Here is a 23568-nt window from a genome sequence, read left to right as displayed (position 1 = left end):
AGGGGTTTTAGACGGCGTTGCGCAGTGCGGGTATGGCGGGTTGTGCATCCACCGAGTGCATCCAGCGAATCAGCGATCGGCGTCCGCCGATGCCCATTTTTATCGCCGCGCGCTTCAGATAGCTCTCGACGGTGTTCACTCTCAGATCGAATTGCTCGGCGAGTTCGGGCGCCGTATGCCCGGCCAGCAAGCCAACGCACACTTCGGTTTCGCGGGATGAGAGGGTCAATCCCGACTCAAGCAAGCGATCGGCAAAGCGCTGTCGCAACGTTTCCATGCCGCCGTGTTCGGGTTCATCCAGCGCGATGTGGGCGTCTGGTCGAGCCGGTGCCGACGGGAGCAGGGCAGCCACGTGCTCTTCAACCATGGGCAACAACAGGCAGGAAAAATCTTTCAAGAAGGCACATTCCTGTGGCGAAAAGCCTTGGGAAAGATGAGAGCGGTAGACAGACAGGACGTAGCGGCGACCGTTTTTCCGGGAGGTCAGGTGCAGTTGGGCGGCAGCCTTGGGTGGCACCGTGTCCGACTGGTCCTGGGCGAGTAGACAGCAAGAAAAGTCCGGCAGCTTCTGATATTTCGCGTCTTCGAAGAAAATATCATCAGCCAGTAAATAAGGCTTTTTTACCGTGTGGGTGTCCATAATGGCGTCTATGCACGTGTTATTGAGTCCGACGCAGCCAATACTTGATGTGCTCAGTTCAGAAATATCCCTATCGTCTATCCACTGCTCCGTAATATGGGTGGCGTCTACAGGCACTTCCGTGAGTATCAGATCATGCAACATGCGGGGGAAATTACGGCTGCCTGTACTGGCAATGACTTTGCCAACGTGCGGGAATAATCTTTGTAAGTTCATCGGCTCTCCATGTCATGATTTTGATTGGGGTTGTTTTTGTTTAATTTCGACATGCCATCAGTGTATATACAGCGCATTGCTGATTTGTTTCAGGTGGGTGATTAAGCCTGTGCGGGTCAGATATCACGCGGTGATATTAGCAGGCCATCAATGATTCGGTTAGATCTTCATCGTATAACGTTGTACTCGTAGGGATATTCTTCTTGAGAACCTCTTTATAGATGGAGGATGTGCAGGCGAGGGTGCCGTAGATAACTTTTTCGCCTTTGCTTCCCTGGGCAATATTTCGTCTATTGACTGCCCAGCCGGAACGTTTAAGGATTTTTTCCATCATGGCATCTACAACAACTTCATAGGTGTGTACGTTTTGTTTAAAGGCGAACTTTATCATTGACAGAAAAATTGCCGCCGTGCGAAAATCGATGTTCGATTTATTAAGTTCTCCAATGCAATTATCGTTGGCCGCCAGTGCAAATCGGGTCGCCTCCCAACAATGTTTTGTGTTGGGCCTGGTTTTATCCGTGGTCAGCATAAAACTTAATGCGCCAGAAATAAGGGTTGGTTTGCTGGAAGGGCGAAGTCTGACGCATCCGGTGACGCGATCTCGTTGGTGGGAGTAGATATAGATGGCGTCAGTGTCGTCGTATTCGTCAGACTCATAATCGCTGCCTTGATAGCTTTCAATGTCCCATTTTTTTCTATCAATGAATGCGACTTTTCGAATTGAGAGTATTTGCTCTAGGATTGTTGGCGGGATTGTCGAGTAACTGCCGATGCTAGTGTGTACACCGGAAAACTCAAATTCGCTATGAAATTGTTTCATGGTCGGACGTTCTTGGTTGTGCGTGGGGACTTTACTGTTAACGCTAGACTAAAGTATTACAACTGTCCTTAAGTACAGTGTCTGGTTTTTCTTGGCTGTTGTTTAATTGATAGTTTGGTTTTCTTAAGGGTGTGGCGCTTTAACACCAGTTGTCCTATCTGTACCGAATGCTGACTATTGAATTAATTATTGGTGAGCGTGTGGACTCGATCACAAACCCGGCGACAGGGGGTTTCGGGCTGTAATTATTATGGGTAGGCGGGAGGTGTGGAGCCATTGATACAGTTGGACTTTATTTACGTAATCAAACAGCAATAGTCGAAGTCTATTGTTGCTCTGCCATATGGCTGAGTGCGGTTGCAATCTCGATTCTGCTTTCGGTGTGACGCCAATATTACGCTTGTCAGTCCTGGCATTTATTGCATAAGGATGGACTGATTCGCCTCCTGAAAATATAAGCCGCCTCGGCTTCTGGTATGGATGACCTTATGTACTATATTGCGATTTCCCTGCTTACCGTGCTGCTGGTTCCGGGCCCCACCAATTCCCTGCTGCTGCAATCGGGCATCAGCCGGGGCTTGAACGCCCATTCGTTCCGGCTGATTGCTGCAGAATGGCTGGCTTATATGATTCAGATTACGGTCTGGGGCGTGTTCATTGACCGCCTGGCTGTTGATTATTCATGGGTGGTGACGGGCACCAAGATCTTCGCCGTGTGTTTCCTGTTTTATATTTCGCTGAAGTTGTGGTTTTCGACCCGAGGCAATGCCACTTCCGCTGTCGCGGCTATTACTGTTCCTGAATTGTTCCTGGCAACACTCACCAATCCGAAGGGTTTGTTTTTCGTATCGTTCGTTGCACCCACCGGCACATTCTTGGCACTCAACAGTTATGTGCCCTTTATGTCGCTGTTTTCGATCATTATCTTTCCGGTCGGGCTTGTCTGGGTGGCGACGGGTGCTTATTGCGGCCGCAAACTGCATTCGTCTATAACCGGGCGAATGGTCAATAGAACGATTTCTGTGGTGATTGGATTGTTTGCGTCGGTGATGCTGTTTAATGTGGCGTCCAAGGTAGTGTTTGCGTGACCTGGAAAAAGGTGACGCCTGTCCCATTTCTGCACAATGCCTGTGCAGTTGTGGGGGTACTACGGAACTGGAGTTGAAGTGAGTTGTCGCGAAGGATTAACTATTCAGTACGTCGAGTGCTAAATCAGGTTCAGGTATAACGCTTTGATCATGGCCTGCTTGACGTTTACACAATCCAGTTTTTCGGTCATTTGCTTGGCGTGGAATTTAACGGTCCGCTCGGTGATGCTCATGATCAGGCCTATTTCCTTGTAGTTCTTCCCAAGCGCAAGCCAGTGCAGGAATTCATGTTCTCTGGGCGTCAGTTTAAATGCACTTTCGGTGCTGGTTTCGATGGGGCGATATTGATGGGCAATAATGCTGATGGTTTTGATGATGAACATGTTTTCCCGGACAATGCGCACAAAGTCAGGATCGTTGTCTTCCGAAGTTAAATGAATGGAGCCGAACGCACGACCTGGCTCATGAAGCGGGATGCTGAAACCTTGCTGGATGCCATATTCCTGCGATTGTTCAAATATCTCCGTGTTTGATTCATCCGGGATCTCATTCCAGAAGAATGGATTCGAGGTGATGGCGGAGTTCGCCATGACGGGATCTGACTTGTAGAGGGCGTTTTTACGATAGGTTTCAACCCATTCGGCGGGGTAATTGCTATGAATGGCGATGTCGGAGCTTTCGAAGGGGGTAGAGTCCATGTGCACATAGGCGAATTTACTCACCTCTAACTTGCCGAATATCCATTCCAGTATTTCAACGTACTCTTTTTTATTTAATCCCGGGATAGTGTTCTCAAGCTCCTGGACTAAATCGAAAATGCTTTGGCTTGGGGTAAGCTTGGGCATGATGGGAGGGCTCGGTCAATGGGGCGATTTTTTATAAAGCAAGAGCCCTTATTAGACCAATTGCTCTAATATTGTTGAATGTTAGTTGAAATATGACGGAGTTATAGCACCGGTCGCCAGGGATGACAAGAATGTTTTTTGCTGTGCCAAATTGAAAAATTAGCATGGCTTTTACATGTTTTTTCAGAGAGGCTGAGGAGCAGAATGCTCAGTCATAACAGGTTAATAGTTGGCGCACCGGCACTCGGCGGGTGCGCTATTTTACGGATAATTCAACGATAATCAGGCAGCCAGTTGTTGCTGCAATTGCAGGTTCCCGTCAACGTCCTTGACCAAACCACTGGCCAGAAACAGCGGCTGTAACCGCTTGTGCAACTGAGGCTCGACAAACTCCTTCACGGTGGCCAGCACCAGATTTCCGTACACCTCAAGCTCCGCTTTGGTATACGACAGCCAGGCCTTCTTCAGCGCCATCAGCACATCGCTACCGGCGGTGGACGCGAAGCGGCGGTGCACCACTTGCCCTTCCAGATTGAAGGTGTGCTGGTACTCATAACCGGTCTCGTCGCCCTGTTTTTCGACACAACGAATGCAGGTGCACTTACCGTCGCCGAAGGCCACGCGCAGATAGCTGTTGAAGTCCACGACGGGCTTTAGCCCCAGGCGTTTATCATCGACTGCGAACAAATCCCCGGTCATTTTTTCTTCAGTACTCAACGTCAATTCCCTCACAGTCATGCGGCGTATTTTCACAGCGCAGCACAATACCAGCCGAACCGGCTCTGCGGGTACTTTCCAGGCCAGCGGACACGAAAACGCCACTCCATGAGTGGCGTTTCTTGTCCCCCATTTCGGGGTCAACTCAACCAATTGCCGCCATCAACGTTGTACGTCTGCGCCACGATGTAATCACTCTCGGCCGATGCCAGGAAGATCGCCATCCCCACCAGGTCCGCCGCCGTAGCCATGCGTCCGAACGGCACTTCCTCGCCGACCAGTTTCTTCTTTTCCCCGAGCGGACGGTTTTCATGCTTGGCGAACAACGCATCCACGCCGTCCCAATGCTCACCGTCCACCACGCCCGGGGCGATGGCGTTCACATTGATGCCGTGTTTGATCAGGTTCAGCCCCGCCGATTGCGTGAGGCTGATCACCGCCGCTTTGGTCGCGCAATACACCGCGACTAACGCTTCGCCCCGACGCCCGGCCTGACTGGCCATGTTGATGATCTTGCCGCCATGCCCCTGGCTGATCATTTGCCGGGCGGCGGCCTGCAAGGTGAACAGGGTGCCCGCCACGTTGATCGAGAACAGGCGCTCGTAGCTGTCGCGGGAGATCTCCGTGATTGGCGCGAGATCAAACAGTGCGGCGTTGTTGATCAGGATATCGAGCTTGCCGACTTTCGCGACGACGTCTGCGATGGCGCTGTCGATGGAGGTCTGGTCGGTGACGTCCATCTCGACCGCGTAGGCATTCGGACCCAACTCCGCCGCCGTGGCTTGAGCCTGTTGCAGGTTGATATCTGCAATCGCCACGGTTGCGCCTTCGTGGATATAGGCTTGGGCGAAGGCCCGGCCAATGCCTCGGGCTGAACCGGTGATGAGGGTGCTTTTTCCTTCCAGGCGTTTCATGTTCTTCTCCGTTTGTTGGAGTTATAGGCAGGTGTACAAATCCAGTGTGGGAGCGGGCTTGCTCGCGAAAGCGGTGTGTCATCCACATCAATGCAGACTGACAGAGCCCCTTCGCGAGCGAGCCCGCTCCCACAGGGGGTTGCGCTGATTATTTGGGATACCCGGCGCGCTTCATCTCGCGTTCGGTGGATTGCTGGGCGCTGGCCAAGGCCTGTTCGACCGACATCTGCCCGGTCAGGGCGGCGGACAACTGCTTGCCCACCGACGTGCCGATGGCCTGGAACTCGGGGATGGTCACGTACTGGATACCGACGTAAGGCACAGGCTGCATGGACGGGTGCGCCGGGTCGGCGTTCTGCATCATTTGCAGCGTGACTTTGGCAAACGGCGCGGCCTGCAAGTAGGCGTCGCTGTAGGTGGACATCCGGGTGCCCGGCGGCACGTTGGTGATGCCGTCCTTCTCCGCGACGAGCTGGATGTATTCCTTGGACGTGGCCCAGGTAACAAAGGCTTTGGCCGCCGCTTTGTGTTGGGAGCTGGTGGGAATCGCCAGCGACCACGCATAGAGCCAGGACGAGCCCTTGTCCGTAACTTGCGTCGGCGCGGCGACGAAGCCGACCTTGTCAGCGACATTGCTCTGGGTCTTGTCGGTGATAAACGAACCGGCGACGCTGGCGTCGACCCAGATCGCGCATTTGCCGCTGTTGAACAGCGCCAGGGTTTCGTTGAAGCCGTTGCTCGATACACCCGGCGGTCCGAAGCGCTTCAGCGTATCGACGTAGAAATTGGCGGCGGCGGTCCATTGCGGGCCGGTCAGTTGTGGTTGCCATTGCTCGTCGAACCAGCGCGCGCCAAACGCATTGGCCATGGTCGACAGCAACGCGATGTTTTCACCCCAACCGGCCTTGCCCCGCAGGCACATGCCGTATTGCTCCTGGTCCGGGTGGTGCAGCTTGCCGGCGAACTCGCCGAGCTGGGTCCAGGTCGGGCGCTCGGGCATGCTCAGCCCGGCGTCCTTGAACAGGTCGGTGCGGTAGTAAGTGACGGTGCTTTCGCCGTAGAACGGCAGGGCGTAGAGCGTGTCGTTGATGGAAAGTCCCTGGCGAACCGAGGGGAAGATGTCCTCAACGTCATAGTCGGCGGGCAAATCCTGCATCGGCTCCAGCCAGTGTTTGGCCGCCCACAACGGCGTTTCATAGGTGCCGATGGTCAGCACGTCGAACTGGCCACCCTGCGTGGCAATGTCGGTGGTCAGGCGCTGGCGCAGGACATTCTCTTCCAGCACCACCCAATTGAGCTTGATGTCCGGGTGCGCGGCCTCGAAGGTTTTCGAGAGCTTTTGCATGCGGATCATGTCGCTGTTGTTCACCGTGGCGATGGTGACGGTGTCGGCCGCGTGGCCGAGCAGGGCGAAGGAAAGACCGGCGGACAGAAAAAGTGCGTTGGGCAATAGCTTCATCGTGTTCTCCGCTCTGCGGCCTGGGCAGCAGAAACTTTTATTGTTGTAATCCGGGATGGCGAATCGATTACAACAGCTGCCCACGGGCGTCACAAATGAATGGCATACGCCGTACTGATACTTTTTTAACCGCCGTTGCTCGCGGCAAAAAAGTATCAGTCGCCGCCCGCCATTGCGCTAGGCAACTCCTACGCCTTAGTGTGAATCTTGCTTGATCTACAAAAATAATAAGGACTCGACAGTGATGAGCCATTACGCCACCGCGGAAAAACAGCCCGCGCTCGAAGTCATCCTCAACGAGCCGCAGCACAGCTTTCGCTGGTATCAGCATGACTATCCTTTCGACCTGGCGCGCTGGAATCATCACCCCGAATTCGAAATCCACCTGATCCGCGAGGGTAGCGGTCGACTGTTGGCGGGGGACTACATTGGCTTGTTCGAGGCCGGCCATGTGGCGCTGATCGGACCCGGCCTGCCGCATGACTGGATCAGCGACCTGGGCAAAGGCGAGGTGATTACCGGGCGCGATGTGGTGTTGCAATTCGATGGCCAGGCGTTGATGCAACTGCGCAATCTGGTGCCTGAACTCAATGAGCTGCAAAGCCTGTTTCGACAAGCCGCCCAGGGCATCGAATTCAGCGGTGTGACCCGCAAGAAAGCCGCCGAGTTGCTGGAACAGATCGGGCAGAGCCAGGGTTTTGCGCGGTTGTGCCTGTTCCTGTCGCTGCTGCAACTGCTGGCCTCGGCACCCGACAGCCAAAGAAAGACCCTCGCCAGCCTGCAATACGCGCCCATGCTCGACGCCTTGACGGCCCAGCGCATGAGCATCGTTTTCGACTACATCCTCAACGACCTCGCCGAGGAACTGCGCCTGTCGGTCATCGCCCGGCGCCTGGAGATGAGTGAACCGGCGTTTTCCAAGTTCTTCAAACGCGCGACCGGTCACACCTTCGTCGACCTGACCCGCAAGCTGCGGGTGCAACGGGCCTGTCGTTTATTGGCGCAGAGCAGCCTCAGCGTCGCCAACATCTGCTTTGAAGTCGGCTATGCCAACCTGTCGAATTTCAATCGGCACTTCCGCCATGAAATGCAGGAAACGCCGAGCGAGTATCGACAGCGGTTGCAGGCGGGTTGAAGCATCACACCGTGCTGTTCCACAAATCCGTCACTAACATGCACCCCGGCGCATGGGTGATGCACAGCGGTGGGCGTGAGGCTTGCACCACCGATTGCGGCGTCACCCCGCAGGCCCAGAACACCGGAATTTCATCGGCGGCGATCGGCACGGCATCGCCGTAATCCGGCGCGTCCAGCGAGCGGATGCCAATCAAGGACGGATCGCCGATATGTACCGGGGCGCCGTGGACGTTCGGCATGCGCGCGGTGATTTGGATGGCCTGGATCGCTGCGGCGGCTTTCATCGGGCGCATGCTTACCACCAGTTTGCCGCCCAGGCGTGCGGTGGGGCGGGTGTCGATGTTGGTCTGGTACATGGCGACATTGCGCCCCAAGTTGATGTGCTTGAGGGCGATGCCGGCATCCAGCAGCGGTTGTTCGAAGGAGAACGAACAGCCGATGGCGAAAGCCACCAGGCCGTCCTGCCACAGGGATTCAATGTCCAGCGGCTCCTCGCTCAATTCGCCATGGCGATACACTCGGTAGCGCGGCACATCGTGGCGAATGTCGATGGCGGTGCCGAGATTGCGGAAAAACGGATCCCCCGGCTCAGTCACATCCAGCAGCGGACAGGCCTGGCGATTGAGCGTGCAGTAGCGCAGGAACTCATTGGCCCAATCGCTGGGCAGAATCACGATATTGGCTTGCACCCGGCCCTGGCCCAGGCCGCTGGTGTGGCCCTGATAGTGTCCGGCGGCGATGCTTTGGCGCAGGGCCAGCGGGGCACGCGGTTGTAATTGTTCGAAGGACAGGGCGGGTTGATTCATCACGATAACTCCACAGGTTCGTGGGTTCTTTTTAGAAAACCGTGGCGATGCCGTCCAACAAGGAATGTTGTTGCCCCCAGACAACTAAAAGTTATTCGAGGGGCCGGCGACTGTTCAGGCCGGGGGCCGCGATCATGCGCTGCGGGCCGACATCAATCGCGTATTGACCGACCACCTGGCGGCTCATGTCGACGATGTTCTCGATCAGCTCCAGGCCGACCCCGGCGCGCCACGAAGCCACGACATCCAGTTGCGGCAGGCCGGTGCCGGGCTCCAGTTGAATCAACTCGCCGCTGGCCAGGGGTTTGGCCACCAGCGCCGCCGGCAACGCGCCAATGCCGAAGCCGTCGCGAATCAGCCGGGTCATGGCCGACACCGAGTTGACGCAACTGACCCGCGGCGCACTGATGCCATGGGCGTGCAGCAGGTTGAGCACGTCCTGGTGCGGCCGCGAGTGCTTGACGAAGGTGATGATGCGTTCGCTGGCCATTTCGATCAGCGACGCATAGGGCCGGGCATAAATCGAATTGCTGGCGGCGATCCAGTGCATGGGATAGTGCGCCAGTTCGAGGTTGCGCACGCTTTCGTGGCGGATCAGGTCGGTCTGGAACACGATGTCCAGATAGCCCTTTTGCAGTTGTTCGCAGAGGTTGCGCGCGGCGTCGGCGGTGATTTCGATTTCCACGGCGGGGAAGGTTTGCATCAGGGTCGACATCAACGGGCTGAGCCAGGTGTGGATGACCGTGTCCATCACGCCGATGCGCACCAGGCCCTGTTGCGGACTGGTGTTGTCCAGCGAGTGCTTCAACGCACGCTGGACCTCAAGCATTTGCTCGGCATAGTCGAGCACCTTCAGGCCTTCGGGCGTCAGCGACACCCCGCGCGAGTCCCGCACAAACAGGCGCAGGCCCAACTCGTCTTCCAGCGCCGCGATCCGGCTGGAGATCGCGGCCTGGGTGCTGAACATTTTCTCGGCGGTCAGGCTGAAGCTTTGCAGGCGGGCGACCCAGACGAAGGTTTCGAGGAATTTGAGGTTCATGGCGGCGCTCTTGGTGTTGTGGTTCTTATGAAGAGGACTGGTTGCAATTGTTACTCCAGAGTCGGCCATTGAGCGCATCAAATTTTCTTATGCCTGACCTCGCTTTTTTCCCGTTTGACGCCGCCGCGCCCTGACGCGAAGAATCCGCTCCCGACGCCGTTCATTGCGTCAGCTCCCCCATGACCACTTTATAAAAACAATATCGGACGCGACGCCACGCCCCCGAGAGGGTCCGCTCGTGTCTGCAAAAGGAGCACGGCATGCGCCATTTCAATTCCCCCCAGCGGCTGTACACCCCGGTCGGCACCTTGCTCGGCTTGAGCCTGATCGGTGTGCCCAGCGCCCAGGCGGATTTTATCGCTGACAGCAAAGGCAGCCTCGAAGCGCGTAACTTCTACTTCAACCGCGATTTCCGTCAGGACGGTTCCCGGGACAAAGCCGAGGAGTGGGCCCAGGGTTTTCTGCTGCGGATGGAGTCCGGCTACACCGCCGGCACCCTGGGTTTTGGCCTGGATGCGCTGGGCATGGCCGGTTTCAAACTGGACTCCGGCGGCGGTACGGCAGGCACTAATCTGTTGCCACCGGATTTGTCCGGCGGTTCGCAGGATCAATATGGCGAACTGGGCCTGACCGCCAAAGTGCGCTTGTCCAACAGCACGCTGAAGCTGGGAACGTTGCAGATCAAGGACCCGGTGATCAGTTCCAACGACACGCGTCTGTTGCCCGGTACGTTCAAGGGCGGATTGCTCAGCGTGCAGGAAATCGACCGTTTGAAGCTGACCGCCGGGCAAATCACCCAGATCAACTTTGTCGATTCCACCGACTATCAAGACATGACCGCCAACCGCATTGGCGGCAACAGCGACAAGTTCCAGTTCGCCGGGGCGGACTATCAGTTTCTGCCGAACCTCACGGCGCAATACCGCTACGGCAAACTGGAAAACATCTACCAGCAGAATTACCTAGGGTTCGTCCACACCCTGGACCTGGGCGCTGGCCATTCGTTGAAAAGCGACGTGCGCTATGCCCGCAGCGCTGAAGACGGCAGCTTTCGCAAGATCGATAACCAAGCGCTCGGAGCGCTGTTGACCTACAGCCTCGGCGGCCATGCCCTGGGTTTCGGCTACCAGCGCATGAGCGGCGACGATCCGTTTCCGTACATCGGCCGCAGCGATCCGTACCTGGTCAACTTCGTGCAGATTGGCGACTTCGCCAATATCGACGAACGCTCCTGGCAAGCCCGCTATGACTACAACTTTGCCGCACTCGGTGTGCCGGGACTGACCTTCATGACCCGCTACATCTCCGGCGACAACGTGCAGCGCAGCGCGCCGGGGGAGGGTAAGGAATGGGAGCGCAACACCGATATCGCTTATGTGGTGCAGGACGGCACGTTGAAAGGGCTAGGGGTTAAATGGCGCAATGCGTCGGTGCGTTCGAACTTCGGGAATGATCTGGATGAAAATCGGCTGATCGTCAGCTATACCGTGGGGCTTTGGTAACTCCGTTACTCAAGAAAATCTTGAGGCAACGAAGATACCTGTGGCCCAGCCCTCTCTCTGTAGCAGCTGGCGCAGCCTGCGTCCGGCTGCGCAGCAGTCGTAAACCCGGCGCTGCGGTCCGTCAGGCACACCGCGTGTAAAGGATTCACGACTGCTGCGCAGCCGAACGCAGGCTGCGCCCGCTGCTACGGGATCGCCAACCATTCGCCAACCACTTTTTGATAGTTGCCGGTGACCTTGCTCAAGTGCAGCCACTGATCAACATATTGCTTCCACGTCATGTCATCCCGCGGCAGCAGATAAGCCTTCTCGCCATACTGGAAATACTGACTCGGGTTCACAGCACACAACCCGGGCTTGAGTTTCTGCTGGTACAACGCCTCGGACGCATCGGTAATCATCACGTCAGCTTGCTTGTCGAGCAGCGCCTGAAACAGCGTCACATTGTCGTGAAGCATCAACTGCGCCTTGGGCAGGAAGGCATGCACGAACGCTTCATTGGTGCCGCCGGCCGGTTCAATCAGCCGCACCGATGGCTGGTTGATCTGCTCGATGGTCTGGTAACGCGACTGGTCTTCACAGCGCACCAGCGGCACCTTGCCATCGACGTCGAGGGTGCTGCTGAAGAAGGCTTTTTTCTGCCGCTCCAGCGTCACCGAAATCCCGCCCATCGCGATGTCGCATTTACCCGCCAGCAGGTCGGGCATCAGGGTTTTCCAGGTGGTCTGTTCCCATTTCACCTTGACCCCGAGGCTGTCGGCCAGCGAACGGGCCATCGCGATGTCGATGCCTTCGTACTCACCGTTTTCATTTTTGTAGGTGTAGGGCTTGTAGTCGCCGGTGGTGCAGACCGTCAGCAAGCCTTGCTGGATGACGCTGTCCAGGTGCGACGGCGTTTCCTGTGCGTGTACGCCCAAGGACAGGGCGAGTAATCCGCAGAGGAGCAACAGTTGTTTTTTGTTATTCATCGGTTTGGCGCTCACTTTCAAATCCTATGAGAGGTGCGCCGAGTATCGCTGAAAGCGTCAACGATGGGGGAGCGAAAGACACCCCAAGCCTGTCAGGGTGGCTTCGACCGCTTGTTCCAGCGGCGTGTGCGGCTCGGTTCCGAGCACCGCCAGCAAACGGCTGTTGTCCATGCGCAGCGGGTGTTGCCACAGGTAGCGCATCTCCAGCAGTTCACGCAGGGTGGTCACGAATGGCGCGACCAGACGCGCCAGCCACCACGGAAACGCCCGCACTTTCGCTTGGCCGCCATGCTGTTCGACGCATCGGGCAATGGCGGCGGCAATCCGGGTGCCGTCCGCGTCCCAATGCCCGGCCATGTGGAAGGACGAGAAGGGCGCCAGATTTTCCCGAACATTCAACAATTGCACGATGGTTTGCGCGGCGTCCGGCAAATAGGCCCACTGATGGCCCACGCCGGGATCGTTCGGCAGGTGAATGCGTTTCACCGCTCGCCCAGGCTTGATCATCCCCTGGGAGAACCAACTGTTGCCGGCCCGTGGACCAAAAAAATCCCCGGCCCGCAGCACAATCGCCCGCGCGCCTTGCTCGGTCGCGGTGCGCAAGCGTTGTTCGAGTTCGACGCGGATCCGGCCTTTGCGGGTTTGTGGATGCTGCGGCGAGTCCTCGGTCAACACCGGAAAGGCATCCGGGCCGAAGTTGTAGACCGTGCCCGGCAACACGATGATCGCGCCTTCCTGCAGGGCCGCGGCGATGCTGTTGTCCATCATCGGCAGCACCCAGTCATTCCAATGGTGATAGCCGGGCGGATTGACGGCGTGGATCAACACGCTGCAACCCTGTGCGGCACGCAGTACATCCTCGCGATTCAGCGCATCGCCGCGCAGATACAGAATGCCCTCGCGGGTTTCGCTGCTTTGGGTGAGCCCGCGCTGCAGCGCCTGGACGTGCCATTCTGCATCGCGCAACTGACGGGCCACTTCACCGCCGATGCCGCCCGTTGCGCCCAATACCAGAACCTTTTGCGTCATATCACCTGCTCCCGAATCAGAAACTCATTTTGACGGGGCTCGGGGATGAAAGAAATTGCTGAAAATCCACCACTAGCTATACATTTATGTATGACTAAATCCATTGGCTGGGAACTCTATCGAAGCTTTCTGGCGGTGCTGAACCACGGCTCGCTGTCCGCTGCCGCGCGGGCGCTGGGCATTACGCAGCCCACCGTGGGCCGGCACATTGCCGAGCTGGAAGCGTCGTTCAAACACACCTTATTCACCCGTTCAAGGACCGGGTTGATGCCCACCGAGGCGGCGTTGACCCTGCGCAGTTACGCCGAAGCGATGAGCAGCAACGCGGCCGCCCTGGAGCGGGCGATGGCCGGGCAGGGGCAAGCCACTGGCGGCACGGTGCGCATTACTGCCAGCGAAGTGATTGCCGTGGAGGTGCTGCCGCCCGCATTGGCGCGGCTGCGTCAGGCGCATCCGCAACTCACCCTTGAAGTGGTCGCCAGCAATCGTGTGCAGGATTTATTGCAACGGGAAGCCGACATCGCGGTGCGCATGACCCCGCCGAAACAGGAGCACCTTATTGCCCGCAGTGTCGGCAACGTCGAGATCGGGCTTTACGCCCAGGCTGAATACCTGGACCGACAGGGCACGCCTGAGAGGCCGGCGGATCTGGCACGGCACACGTTAATTGGTTTCGATACTGAAACGCCGTTCGTGCGTGCCGCGAGCAAGCTTGCACCGGGCTGGACCCGCGAAGGCCTGGCCCTGCGCTCCGACAGCGACCTGGCCCAACTCGCGATGATCCGCGCGGGTGCCGGCATCGGTTTTTGCCAGTCGCCACTGGCCAGGCGCGACGCCAATCTGGTGCGGGTTTTGCCCGAGCAGTTCGCCTTCCAACTGGACGTCTGGATCACCATGCATGAAGACCTGCGCAACAGCCCGCGCTGCAAGGTGGTTTTCGATGCCTTGGTCCAGTGTCTGCTGGCGCATACGGCTATTTGACGGCATACACCTTGCGCACATACCGCGTACTTTTCCACGCGCAGCTTGCACCCTGCGGCACGAACACGCTGTCGCCGGTGTTGACCGTCACGCTCGAGCCATCCGCGACCAGCAACGTCACGCTGCCTTCGATCAAGTGCATCAGCTCATTCAGCTTGTGCGCTCGGCCGTGGCGTTCGTAAGGCGTCGAGTCCCAGACGCCGACGCGCAGATCGGTTGCCGCGTCTTCGAAGGCATTGCGTGACCGGCATTGCGGCGTCGGGCCAATCAGTATTTGCGGCTCCGGTGCCGCTGAAGGCGAGAGCATCGCCAGTGGATCAAGCATGGTCAGGCCGGGTGTCGGCGCCTCGGTGTGCATGGCACAAAAAGCCCACTGCGTGCCGGGGTGCGCTTCGATCCGCAACGCTGTGCCGCGACCGATCACCGCGCTGGCGCCAACCCCCAGCTCCAGCGTCTGCTCCGGGGTTTTCAACACCACGTGGCCGGCGTGGACCACCAGCACTTCGGTGTGCGGGAAATCCTCGATGTCAAACACGTCGCCGGTTTCAACGATGCCGGCAGACACGCCATCGACGCCTGACCAAGCCACCTGGCGACGGTCCATAAACGGATCATTCGCATTCAACGGGAGCGTTTTGAAAGGCGTGACAACGCGGCTGCCGTCGGCGCGCGCCAACAGCAGAACGGTAGGTTGGGACATACGGGTAACGCTCCAGACAAATAAAAGGGGTGGGTCAGGTCATCAGCCGATGGCTTGGGTGACCAAAGCGAACTGGGACAGGCCGTCGGCGGCTTGTGGCGGCGTGCCACGGGCCATTTGCGCCACGGTGTCGACTGGCTTGAGACCGGCGGTTTCCAGCCAGTCGCTCAAACCGCAGTCCGCCGGGATATCGATGCGCACGAACGTCTCCGGCACCTGGGCCAGCAACACCGCGATCAGGTGTTGGGCTTGTTCGAGGTTTTCGGCAACCACCGGACCAACGCCGCGCCCTCGGCCGTAGGGACGCAACATGGCAAAGGCGCGCAGCTGGCCGTCACGCTCGATGCCGACCGAAGACTCGATGACATCGAACAGATCAGTGATCACCGTTCGGCGATCCAGCCCGGTCCCGGCGTTGGCCAGTTCCAGCACCCGCGCCTGATCAGCGTTGCGCAGTGCACGACAGGTTTCACTCTCCGCCAGCGGCTCAAGATTCGGAGCCTGCACCAGACCCTGATGTTGCTGAACCCGCCCGAATTCAACGAAGCCCTGACTGACGTACAGCGGCGCGCCGGCGAGGGTCGCGTTCAAGATCGGTGTGCGTGACTGGCACGCCTCAAGCGCTCGCTCCATCAACTGGCGACCGATGCCCTTGCCCTGATAGTCGTCGCTGACGATCACCAAGCCGATGGTGGCGAAATCCCCTTGGGGGCAGGCGAACGCCGTACCGATCAGACGCTCGCCATCGAGCGCCACAAAGCCGTCGCTGATGCGCAGCACCATCGCCCAATCGTCCAGCCGATGGGGCCACTTCAATTGCACGGACAAGGCATGGGCAGCGGTCAGATCGGCAGCGGTCATCGGTCGATAAAGGTAAGGGGCGGACATGGCGAGTCTCCGTTGAACAAGGTACGCGTGCGGCCGGTTGTCCGGCGTGATGGTGCCTGTATCCCATCTGCGTGAAGGCCTGACAAGTGGCCTCGGAACATTCGGCAGATTCCGCGAGGCAGAGGCCACAAGACCACACTTACTACTAAATTGCACCGCAAGGTCGGCAGCAAATGCCAGGGCTTTTTTTCTACGATGGAAGCCTGAGTCAATGACTCGCCGACCCTATTTGGAGTGCTCCATGGATAGCTTCGATCCTCGTCTTATCGCTGTGCGCAGCGCTCACTTTATCGGCGGCCAATACCGCGATGCGCCATCGGGGCTGGAGGTGGTGCGCCCGTCCGACGGCGAGGTCTACGCCGAGCTGCCGATCGCCGATGCCGACCTGGTGGACGAAGCCGTCAACAATGCCTGGCAGGCCTTCAACCGCAGCGATTGGGCCAGCCGTCCGCCCCGGGAGCGCGCGCGAGTGATGCGGCGTTGGGCCGATTTGATCGAAGCGGACGCCGAGATCCTTGCACCGCTGGAAGCCGTCGGTTCGACCCGCCCGCATAAAGATGTGATCGCCTGGGACATTCCTTATGTCGCCGAGGGCATTCGCTTCTTTGCCGAATTGGCGGACAAGCATGGTGGTCAGGTTGCGGCGACCCAGACCGATCGGCTCGGCCTGCAGATCGCCGAACCCTACGGCGTGATTGCGGCCATCGCGCCGTGGAATTTCCCGTTGAGCATGGCTTCCTGGAAGGTCGCGCCAGCACTGGCAGCAGGCAATGCCGTGGTGCTCAAGCCCTCGGAACTGACGCCATTCTCCAGCCTGCGTTTTGCCGAACTGGCCTTGCAAGCGGGGATTCCGGCGGGGATTTTCAATGTGGTGCAGGGCGATGGACGCACCACGGGCGATGCCTTGTGCCGTCACCCGCGGGTCGGCAAGGTGACCTTTACCGGCTCCACCGCGACCGGGTCGAGCATCATGTCCACCTGCGCGCTGGTCGGGCCGAAACCGGTTACGCTGGAGCTGGGTGGCAAGAGTCCGCAATTGGTGTTTGCCGATGTGCCGGACATCGCCAAAACCGCGCGCACGGTAGCGCTGGCGATTACCGGCAACGCCGGGCAGGTCTGCGTGTCCGGGTCGCGGTTGTTGATTCAGCGTTCGATCATGGAGCCGTTTGTCGCGCAGTTGCAGGCGTACTTCGAAGAACTGCGCCCTGGTCCGACCTGGTCGCCGCAGAGCACGTTGTCACCGATCATTTCCCGGCTCCAGGCCAGTCGCATCGACGGCATCGTCCAGCGCGCGCGCCAGGCCGGGGCCGAAGTGTTGACCGGCGGCGGATTGTTCGAAGGGCTGGGCGGTGCGTACTACCAACCGACGCTGTTGGCCGGCCTCGACAACCACAACCCGGCAGTCTGCGAAGAAATATTCGGCCCGGTGCTGACGGTGCAGGCGTTCGATGACGAAGAGCAGGCGCTGGACCTCGCGGCCCACGCCACGTATGGATTGGCAGCGGGCGTGCACACGGCGGACATCAACCGCGCGCTGCGACTGGTGCGCAAACTGGAAGCGGGGACGGTGTGGGTCAACCGTTACGGGCGCAGTAACGACTACATCTTGCCGACTGGCGGCTACAAGCGCTCCGGCATCGGCAAGGATCTGGGGCGTGAAGCGTTTGAAGCCAATTTGCGCTTCAAAAGCGTGCTGATCGATATCCTCCAATAGCTACTCCCGTAGCCGCTGCCGAGCCTGTGCTGGCTTGTAGCAGCTGCCGAGGCACGAGGCTGCGTTCGGCTGCGAAGCAGTCGTAAAACCTGAACGCAAGGTTTAACTGAAACACCGCGGCGCCTGATTTGGCGACTGCTTCGCAGCCGAACGCAGCCTCGTGCCTCGGCAGCTGCTACGGGCCGCGAGGCAAGCTCGAAAATCTCACCCCAACGGGCGCTTCCTCAGGGAAGCGCCCGTTTTCATTCAGCCCGGCGCAGTTTCTGCGGCCAATCGCGGCACATGCAGGCCGCACAGGGCTATAAAGGTCCATAAGAGCGCACAAATACGGGGTTTGCCCAAGGCTGGAGCGGGCCGCAAAGTCTGCTGAGGGGGGTGGCTAAAACGGTGGTTTGTATCGGGTAGAGGCTGCTTTTAACGCCATCTGCTGATTTCACGGTGTTGTAATGACGGTGTGCTGCAGCGTTGCATCAGCGCTTCGCAAACGAAGCAAATGCTCGTCGCGCCATGACCTCAACGAACTTCAGGACCGCACTCAATGAGCTTTCTTCGCCCCAAATTCATTACGTTCGACTGCTACGGTACGCTGACCAATTTCCACATGGGCACGATGACTCGCGAGCTTTTCGCCGATCGCGTCAAACCCGAGCAGATGGACCAATTCGTCAAGGATTTCTCGGCCTATCGCCTGGATCAGGTCATGGGCGACTGGATGCCCTACGACGAAATCCTCAAGACCGCCCTGGCCCGGACCTGCAAGCGTTGGGGCGTCGCCTACCGCGATGAAGGCCAGCTGTATTACGACGCCGTGCCGACCTGGGGCCCGCACCCGGACGTACCGGCCGGCCTGTCGAAAATCGCCGACACAATCCCGCTGGTGATTTTCTCCAACGCCAGCGACAGCCAGATCATGTCCAACGTCGACAAGCTCGGCGCGCCGTTCCACAAAGTCTTCACCGCCGAACAGGCCCAGGCCTACAAGCCACGTCTGGCGGCATTCGAATACATGCTCGACAACCTCAACTGTGGCCCGGAAGACATCTTGCATGTGTCCTCCAGCTTCCGTTACGACCTGATGCCGGCCCACGACATGAAGATCAAGAACAAGGCGTTCGTCGCCCGTGGCCATGAAGTCCCGGGCAATGCCTTTTACGGCTACCAGCAGATCACCGATATCGGTGGGCTCGCAGCACTGGTTGGTCTCTGAGTCGCTACTGCACAAGGGGTTAGACATGGGCAGTGAATCCTACTGGCTCGACACCGCACCGGCCTTCACCGGTGCCCAGCCCGGCGCATTGCCGGGGCAGGTTGACGTGGCCATCGTCGGTGGCGGTTTCACCGGCCTGGCGGCGGCCCGGGCATTGGCCCTCAAGGGCGCCAGCGTGGTGGTGCTCGAAGCCGGGCGGGTGATCGGCGAAGCCTCGGGGCGCAACGGTGGCCAGTGCAACACCGGGGTGGCCCAGGATTATGCCGGGCTCAGTGCCAGCCTCGGCGCCGATAAAGCGCGAGCCTATTACCAGGCTTACGAAAGCGCGGTGCAGAGCGTGGTGTCGCTGGTGGAGCAGGAGCAGATTGCCTGCGACCTGATCCGCAACGGCAAGCTCAAATTGGCCGCCAAGCCGCTGCACTATGAAGGGCTGGCGCGGACTTGCGAGTTGATTCGCAAGGAAGTCGATGCCGAGGTCGAGTTGCTGTCCGCCGAACAGACCCGCGCTGAAGTGAATTCGGCGCAGTTCCACGGTGGTTTGCTGCAGCGTAACGGCGTGCAGATGCACGTCGGGCGCTTCGGCGTCGGGCTGGCCGAAGCCGCTGCCCGCCACGGCGCACTGATCCATCAAGGCACCTCGGTGCTGGACTGGAAGGCCCAGGCCGGCGGCTATCAGGTCAACACGAGCAAGGGTTCGCTGCACGCCGGGCAAGTGTTGCTGGCCACCGGCGCCTGTCAGCACGGTGGTTTGGGCTGGTATCGGCGGCGGATCGTGCCGGTGGGCAGTTTCGTGATTGCCACCGAAGTGCTCTCAAGAGAGCTGATCGAGCAACTGCTGCCGGGCCGCCGCGCCTACGTCACCAGCCGCATGATCGGTAACTACTTCCGCCTGACCCCGGACAACCGCCTGCTGTTCGGCGGCCGCGCGCGGTTTGCGATGTCCGACAGTGTGAACGACGCCAAGAGCGGCAAGGTGCTGCAAGCGGCGATGGTGCAGATGTTCCCGCAGTTGGCCAACGTGAAAATCGATTACTGCTGGGGCGGATTGGTCGACATGACCTCTGACCGTTTGCCCCGGGCCGGCCAGCACGGCGGGGTTTATCACTCCATGGGCTACAGCGGTCATGGGGTGCAGATGTCGGTGCACATGGGCCAGGTCATGGCCGAGGTGATGGCCGGCAAGGTCGAGGCCAACCCCTGGCGCGAACTCGACTGGCCGGCGATCCCCGGGCATTTCGGCAAACCGTGGTTCCTGCCGTTTGTGGGCGCTTATTACCGCTTCCAGGACTATTTGCATTGAGTTGATGTTGTGGCGTCACCGTCGTTTGCGTTTCAACGCTCCGGACAACCCGAGCCTTCTCATTATCGACAGGTACAACTGATATGACTGACAACAAGATCGACTCACCCCTGATTTCCGGCCAGGACAGCCTGCGCGTGTTTGAAGGCCTCAATCGCGGCATGTCGCGCCGCAACGCCCTGCAAATGCTCGGCGTGGCCGGTGTTGCAGCCGCGGGCGCCGGCAGCCTGTTTGGTGCCGCCGGCAAGCTCTTCGCTGAAGAAGCCGCAACCCCAGGCAAAGGCAAACCGGGCGGACGGATTCGTGTCGCCGGCATGTCCAGCTCCACCGCCGACACCCTCGACCCGGCCAAAGGCGCACTGTCCACCGACTATGTGCGTCACTTCATGTTCTACAACGGCCTGACCCGTTTCGACACGCACCTGGTGCCGCAACTGGAACTGGCCGAACGCATCGACAATACCGACGCGACGCTGTGGACCATCACCCTGCGCAAGGACGTGACCTTCCACAACGGCAAGACCCTCAGCGCTGCGGATGTGGTGTTCTCGCTGTCGCGGCACAAGGATCCGTTGACCGGCTCCAAAGTCATGCCGCTGATGGAACAGTTCACCGAGATCAAGGCCACGGGCACCAACGAGGTGCAGATCCGCCTCAGCGCGCCGAACGCCGAGTTGCCGTCGATCCTCGCCGTGTCGCACCTGCTGATCGTTCCTGAAGGCACCACTGACTTCAACCAGGGCATCGGCACCGGGCCGTTCAAGGTCAAGGAATTCAAGCCGGGCGTGCGCTCGATTGCCGCGCGCAACACCGGCTACTGGAAGCCCGGCCTGCCGTACCTCGACGAGATCGAGTTCATCGCGATTGGCGACGAACCGTCGCGAGTCAACGCGCTGCTGTCCGGCGACGTGCACATGATTAACGAAGTCAACCCGCGTTCCACCACCCGGATCAAGGCCAGCGCGAAGCACCGGGTCGTCGATGCGCCGTCGGGCAACTACACTGACTTGATCATCCGTCAGGATCAGATGCCGGGTAAAAGCGCCGAATTCACCCAGGCCATGAAATACCTGCTGGACCGCGAACAGGTGAAATCCGCCGTATTCCGTGGTTTTGCCGTGGTCGGTAACGACCATCCGATCGCCCCCGGTTCGCGCTACTACAATGCCGACCTGCCGCAAACCGTCTACGACCCGGAAAAAGCCAAGTTCCTGCTCAAGAAGGCCGGCATGGAAAGCATCAGCATGCCGCTGGTCGCGTCGCCAGCCGCCACCGGTTCGGTGGACATCGCCGTGCTGTTGCAGCAATCGGCGAAACAGGCCGGGCTCAAGCTCGACGTCAACCGCTTGCCGAGCGACGGCTACTGGTCCAACCACTGGATGAAGCACCCGTTGAGCTTCGGCAACATCAACCCGCGACCGAATGCCGACGTGATGTTCTCGCAGTTCTTCCAGTCGAAGGCACCATGGAACGAATCCGGCTGGCAGAACGACCAGTTCGACCAGTTGCTGATGCTCGCTCGGGGCGAAACCGACGACGCCAAGCGCAGCAAGATGTACGCGGACATGCAAACCCTGGTGCATGACCACAGCGGTATCGGCGTGCCGGTGTTCATCAGCAACATCGACGGTGTCGATCAGCGCATCAAAGGCTACGGCAGCAATCCGCTGGGCGGCTTCATGGGTTACATGTTCGCCGAACAGGTCTGGCTGGACGCTTGATGGGTAGTTGGGTTGTACGTCAGGGACAGTGCAGGAGGGTAGGCGATGAATAGCAACACACTGTGGTTGATCGGCCGGCGTCTGGGCGCCGCGATCGTGACTTTGTTGATCGTGTCCATGGTCGTGTTCGCGATCACGGCGGTCTTGCCGGGGGACGCGGCGCAACAATCCCTCGGGCAGTTCGCCACGCCGGAACAGGTGGCGGCACTGCGCCTGAAACTGGGGCTCGACCAGCCCGGTGTGCTGCGTTACCTGCATTGGTTAATGAACCTGCTCAGCGGCGACATGGGCCTGTCGGTGTCCAACGCGATGCCGGTCGGCGAGTTGATGGCCGGGCGCGTGCCCAACACCCTGATGCTGGCGGCCGCCACCGCGCTGGTTTCGGTGCCGGTGGCATTGATCCTGGGCATCGGCTCGGCAATGGGCCGGGGCGGGCGCATCGACAGCTTTCTGAGCTTCTTCACCTTGGCCATGGTCGCCGTCCCGGAGTTTCTCGTGGCAACCCTGGCGGTACTGATATTTGCGGTGAACCTTGGCTGGTTGTCGGCGCTGTCCTATGCCAGCGACATCACCTCACCGTGGCAATTCATGCGCACTTATGCCTTGCCGGTGATGACTCTGTGCTGCGTGATTGTCGCGCAAATGGCCCGCATGACCCGCGCCGCCGTCATCGATCAACTCGACAGCCCTTACGTGGAAATGGCCCGGCTCAAAGGCGTCAGTCCGATGCGCATCGTGCTGCGCCACGCCTTGCCCAACGCGATCGGGCCAATTGCCAACGCCATCGCCCTGAGCCTTTCGTATTTGCTTGGCGGGGTGGTGATTGTCGAGACGATCTTCAACTACCCCGGCATCGCCAGCCTGATGGTCGATGCCGTGACCAACCGTGACATGGCGCTGGTCCAGGCCTGCACCATGCTGTTTTGTACCGCGTACCTGGGGTTGGTGCTGATTGCCGACCTGTGCGCGATTCTGTCCAATCCGAGGCTGAGAAACCAATGAACAATCTCATTGTGAAATCGACGCCTGCGACCCCCGACCTGTCGGTTGGCAAGGTGTCCCATGGCCCTGCGTGGCTGGGGCTGATCGGCGCGACGATGTGCGTGATCTGGTTGCTGGTGGCGTTCTTCGGCCCGTGGCTGGCGCCGCATCCGGTGGGCGAAGTGGTGTCCGACAATGTCTTCGACAGCATCAGTGCGCTGTACCCGTTTGGCACCGATTACCTGGGCCGCGACATGCTCAGCCGCGTGCTCGTCGGTGCGCGGTTCACCGTGGGCCTGGCGTTGATCGCTGCCGTATTGGCGAGCGGGCTGGGCACCAGTTGCGCGTTGCTGTCGGTGGTGTCGCCGAAGTGGCTGGACGAAGTGATCAGTCGCCTGATGGATGCCTTTATTTCGATCCCGAGCAAGATGCTGGCGCTGATCATGGTCTCGGCTTTCGGCTCCTCAGTGACGTTGCTGATCTGCACCGCCGTGCTGAGTTTCACCCCCGGCGCGTTCCGCATCGCCCGCAGCATGGCAGTGAACATCGAAGCCCTGGAATACGTGCAAGTCGCCCGTACCCGTGGCGAACGGCGCTTGTATATCGCTTGCGTGGAAATCCTGCCGAACATGCTCAACCCGGTGCTGACGGACCTGGGCCTGCGCTTTGGCTTCATCGTGTTGCTGCTCAGTGGCATGAGCTTCCTCGGCCTTGGCGTGCAGCCACCGGACGCCGATCTTGGCTCGCTGGTGCGGGAAAACATCGGCGGTCTCAACCAGGGCGCGCCGGCCATCGTGATTCCGGCGCTGGCCATCGGCACCCTGACCATCGGTGTGAATCTGTTTATCGACAGACTGTCGTCCCGACGTAGTCGCCGCACGGGAGGGCATTGA

At 59.3% G+C, this 23568-nt stretch carries 22 protein-coding genes; 10 read left to right on the top strand and 12 right to left on the bottom strand.

The window, feature by feature from the left end; genetic code table 11:
• Positions 1-7: 7 nt before the first annotated feature.
• Together HB680_RS21900 and HB680_RS21895 are read right to left on the bottom strand one after the other, a co-directional pair.
• Positions 8-856: a helix-turn-helix transcriptional regulator gene (locus HB680_RS21900; protein WP_213940584.1), complete on the bottom strand. Its 849-nt coding sequence runs from the start codon at positions 854-856 to the stop codon at positions 8-10.
• Between the two features lie 136 nt (positions 857-992).
• Entirely contained in the window at positions 993-1679 is a 687-nt protein-coding gene (locus HB680_RS21895) for an acyl-homoserine-lactone synthase (RefSeq protein WP_213940583.1), read from the bottom strand.
• Positions 1680-2167: 488 nt separating this feature from the next.
• On the opposite strand from HB680_RS21895, the gene HB680_RS21890 reads away from it, so the two are divergent.
• Positions 2168-2767: a threonine transporter RhtB gene (locus HB680_RS21890; RefSeq protein WP_213940582.1), complete on the top strand. Its 600-nt coding sequence runs from the start codon at positions 2168-2170 to the stop codon at positions 2765-2767.
• Positions 2768-2886: 119 nt separating this feature from the next.
• Here HB680_RS21890 and HB680_RS21885 read toward each other — a convergent pair whose 3' ends face one another.
• The 4 genes from HB680_RS21885 to HB680_RS21870 form a co-directional block, all read right to left on the bottom strand.
• Positions 2887-3612 (bottom strand): LuxR family transcriptional regulator, encoded by a 726-nt coding sequence (locus HB680_RS21885; protein ID WP_213940580.1) that lies wholly within the window; start codon positions 3610-3612, stop codon positions 2887-2889.
• Between the two features lie 282 nt (positions 3613-3894).
• The gene (locus HB680_RS21880) at positions 3895-4329 is read right to left on the bottom strand and encodes a hypothetical protein (protein WP_213940579.1); all 435 of its coding nucleotides are present in this window, start codon (positions 4327-4329) and stop codon (positions 3895-3897) included.
• Between the two features lie 140 nt (positions 4330-4469).
• Entirely contained in the window at positions 4470-5243 is a 774-nt protein-coding gene (locus HB680_RS21875; RefSeq protein WP_213940578.1) for an L-iditol 2-dehydrogenase, read from the bottom strand.
• Between the two features lie 148 nt (positions 5244-5391).
• Positions 5392-6702, bottom strand: coding sequence for a sugar ABC transporter substrate-binding protein (locus HB680_RS21870; protein WP_213940577.1), 1311 nt, complete (start codon positions 6700-6702; stop codon positions 5392-5394).
• A 244-nt stretch (positions 6703-6946) separates the two neighbouring features.
• Here HB680_RS21870 and HB680_RS21865 point away from each other — a divergent pair, with 244 nt between their 5' ends.
• A complete protein-coding gene (locus tag HB680_RS21865; RefSeq protein WP_213940576.1) occupies positions 6947-7837 on the top strand; it encodes an AraC family transcriptional regulator in 891 nt (296 codons plus the stop codon).
• A gap of 4 nt (positions 7838-7841) precedes the next feature.
• Here the strand turns inward: HB680_RS21865 and HB680_RS21860 are convergent, their stop codons facing one another.
• Together HB680_RS21860 and HB680_RS21855 are read right to left on the bottom strand one after the other, a co-directional pair.
• On the bottom strand, positions 7842-8645 hold the full coding sequence (locus HB680_RS21860; protein ID WP_213940575.1) for a putative hydro-lyase: 804 nt from the start codon (positions 8643-8645) through the stop codon (positions 7842-7844).
• Positions 8646-8736: 91 nt separating this feature from the next.
• Positions 8737-9684, bottom strand: coding sequence for a LysR family transcriptional regulator (locus tag HB680_RS21855; protein WP_213940573.1), 948 nt, complete (start codon positions 9682-9684; stop codon positions 8737-8739).
• Between the two features lie 260 nt (positions 9685-9944).
• Between HB680_RS21855 and HB680_RS21850 the strand changes: the two genes are divergently transcribed.
• Complete coding sequence (locus tag HB680_RS21850; RefSeq protein WP_256735600.1) at positions 9945-11186, top strand: OprD family porin; 1242 nt, start codon at positions 9945-9947, stop codon at positions 11184-11186.
• 185 nt (positions 11187-11371) lie between these two features.
• On the opposite strand, the gene HB680_RS21845 is transcribed toward HB680_RS21850, so the two are convergent.
• Both HB680_RS21845 and HB680_RS21840 read right to left on the bottom strand, forming a co-directional pair.
• Complete coding sequence (locus HB680_RS21845; RefSeq protein WP_213940572.1) at positions 11372-12154, bottom strand: transporter substrate-binding domain-containing protein; 783 nt, start codon at positions 12152-12154, stop codon at positions 11372-11374.
• 57 nt (positions 12155-12211) lie between these two features.
• The gene (locus HB680_RS21840) at positions 12212-13183 is read right to left on the bottom strand and encodes an NAD-dependent epimerase/dehydratase family protein (protein ID WP_213940571.1); all 972 of its coding nucleotides are present in this window, start codon (positions 13181-13183) and stop codon (positions 12212-12214) included.
• A gap of 90 nt (positions 13184-13273) precedes the next feature.
• Between HB680_RS21840 and HB680_RS21835 the strand changes: the two genes are divergently transcribed.
• Entirely contained in the window at positions 13274-14164 is an 891-nt protein-coding gene (locus HB680_RS21835; RefSeq protein WP_213940569.1) for a LysR family transcriptional regulator, read from the top strand.
• Here the strand turns inward: HB680_RS21835 and HB680_RS21830 are convergent.
• Positions 14157-14864 (bottom strand): cupin domain-containing protein, encoded by a 708-nt coding sequence (locus HB680_RS21830; RefSeq protein ID WP_213940568.1) that lies wholly within the window; start codon positions 14862-14864, stop codon positions 14157-14159. The genes HB680_RS21835 and HB680_RS21830 overlap by 8 nt on opposite strands.
• A gap of 42 nt (positions 14865-14906) precedes the next feature.
• Entirely contained in the window at positions 14907-15752 is an 846-nt protein-coding gene (locus HB680_RS21825; protein ID WP_213940566.1) for a GNAT family N-acetyltransferase, read from the bottom strand.
• A gap of 241 nt (positions 15753-15993) precedes the next feature.
• On the opposite strand from HB680_RS21825, the gene HB680_RS21820 reads away from it, so the two are divergent.
• The 6 genes from HB680_RS21820 (at position 15994) to HB680_RS21795 (ending at position 23568) form a co-directional block, all read left to right on the top strand.
• Positions 15994-17466 carry an aldehyde dehydrogenase family protein gene (locus tag HB680_RS21820; protein WP_213940565.1) on the top strand — a complete coding sequence of 491 codons (1473 nt, stop codon included), beginning with the start codon at positions 15994-15996 and terminating at the stop codon, positions 17464-17466.
• 538 nt (positions 17467-18004) lie between these two features.
• Entirely contained in the window at positions 18005-18673 is a 669-nt protein-coding gene (locus HB680_RS21815) for a haloacid dehalogenase type II (protein WP_213940564.1), read from the top strand.
• A 25-nt stretch (positions 18674-18698) separates the two neighbouring features.
• Positions 18699-19973: an FAD-binding oxidoreductase gene (locus tag HB680_RS21810; protein WP_213940563.1), complete on the top strand. Its 1275-nt coding sequence runs from the start codon at positions 18699-18701 to the stop codon at positions 19971-19973.
• Positions 19974-20056: 83 nt separating this feature from the next.
• Positions 20057-21694 carry an ABC transporter substrate-binding protein gene (locus HB680_RS21805; protein WP_213940562.1) on the top strand — a complete coding sequence of 546 codons (1638 nt, stop codon included), beginning with the start codon at positions 20057-20059 and terminating at the stop codon, positions 21692-21694.
• A 45-nt stretch (positions 21695-21739) separates the two neighbouring features.
• Complete coding sequence (locus HB680_RS21800; RefSeq protein ID WP_054050496.1) at positions 21740-22696, top strand: ABC transporter permease; 957 nt, start codon at positions 21740-21742, stop codon at positions 22694-22696.
• Positions 22693-23568, top strand: coding sequence for an ABC transporter permease (locus HB680_RS21795; RefSeq protein WP_213940561.1), 876 nt, complete (start codon positions 22693-22695; stop codon positions 23566-23568). The genes HB680_RS21800 and HB680_RS21795 overlap by 4 nt, the downstream gene beginning before the upstream one ends.

The sequence above is a fragment of the Pseudomonas sp. dw_612 genome, from assembly GCF_018449725.1.
Classification (GTDB): Bacteria; Pseudomonadota; Gammaproteobacteria; order Pseudomonadales; family Pseudomonadaceae; genus Aquipseudomonas.
The sequence above is the reverse complement of the archived record's forward strand: the minus strand, read 5'-3'. Positions and strand labels throughout refer to the sequence as shown.